Raw genomic sequence first — 1033 nt, forward strand, 5'->3', positions numbered from 1 at the left:
GTGGTTCCATGAGTCCTACAGGAACAGTTTGGTGGGATAGCACATCTACATTTAAAATTGGTGAAGACCACAAAATTGATGTTTGGTCTAATTATAAATATGGTGCTATTAAATTTACAGATTACTCAGAAGGTCAGTGGGATTTCACTGGTTATGATATTGAGTATGTCAGAGAAGGTAATCGATAATGGCTATGAAACCAAAGGTGGAATTTGAAAGTAATGGAAGAACCCCTGGAAATCAGTACAGAATTTATAAACCATTATTTTTAGACCCCAATAATCTAAAACGAGATTTGGATAGAGAGTTTGAAGCTGTTTCTCAATCTTTAATTTGGGTTACTGGGAGGTTAAAGCAAATTGAAGAGGGTGTTAATTTACTCTTTAGGGCTCAAGTGGGTCAGGCTACTTCAGCCGATGTTGTTAACTTCCTGAAAGATTTTGATGTGGATAGTTCAAACAAAACATTATGGCCTAAAAAGAAAGTTTAATAAATTGAGGAGAATTAAATGGGACACAAAGGTGGTGGTAAAAGTACCACAGTCACTAAGTCTGAACCGTGGGCTCCCGCTCAAGCGCAATTAAAAGATGTGCTTGCTCAGGCGAAACAGGAGTACGAAAAGAACGGTGGACTTAGCGGTAACTGGATTGACCGTAACTATCCAGACTTTACCCCTGAGATGAAACAATCTCTCCAGAACTTAGCTCAATCTGGTCAACTAACTGATATTGCCGACCAAATGAAATCTATTTCTTCTGGTGGTGCGGGTAATATTGCTGCTGCTCAACAAGGTCTTCAAGACCAATTAGCTGGTAAGTATGATGTAACTGCTGAGAAAGTAAATAACTTATCTTCTCAGTTGTATGATTCTGATTTGGTTAAGAGTCAGAAGCAGCAATTGCAACAAGACTTAGCTGAGCAATACCAAGAAGGTGTTTACAACTTAAACCAATCAGCCACATTAAGTGGTAACATGGGGTCTTCTCGTTCCGGTGTTGCTCAAGGTGTAATGTTTGGTAAAGGTCAGACAGCT

3 protein-coding genes are annotated in these 1033 nt (G+C 39.1%); all 3 read left to right on the plus strand.

The genetic code is table 11. The features are described 5' to 3' along the window. Window positions 1-188, plus strand: a 188-nt coding sequence (locus N1032_RS23740) for a hypothetical protein (RefSeq protein ID WP_259542845.1), incomplete at its 5' end; no start/stop codon positions are given. After that, window positions 188-490, plus strand: coding sequence for a hypothetical protein (locus N1032_RS23745; RefSeq protein ID WP_259542847.1), 303 nt, complete (start codon window positions 188-190; stop codon window positions 488-490). The genes N1032_RS23740 and N1032_RS23745, both read left to right, overlap by 1 nt. 18 nt (window positions 491-508) lie before the next feature. Next, a partial coding sequence (locus N1032_RS23750) for a hypothetical protein (RefSeq protein WP_259542848.1) occupies window positions 509-1033 on the plus strand: 525 nt, incomplete at its 3' end.

It is taken from the genome of Herbiconiux daphne, from assembly GCF_024979295.1.
GTDB classification, from domain to species: domain Bacteria; phylum Actinomycetota; class Actinomycetes; order Actinomycetales; family Microbacteriaceae; genus Herbiconiux; species Herbiconiux daphnes.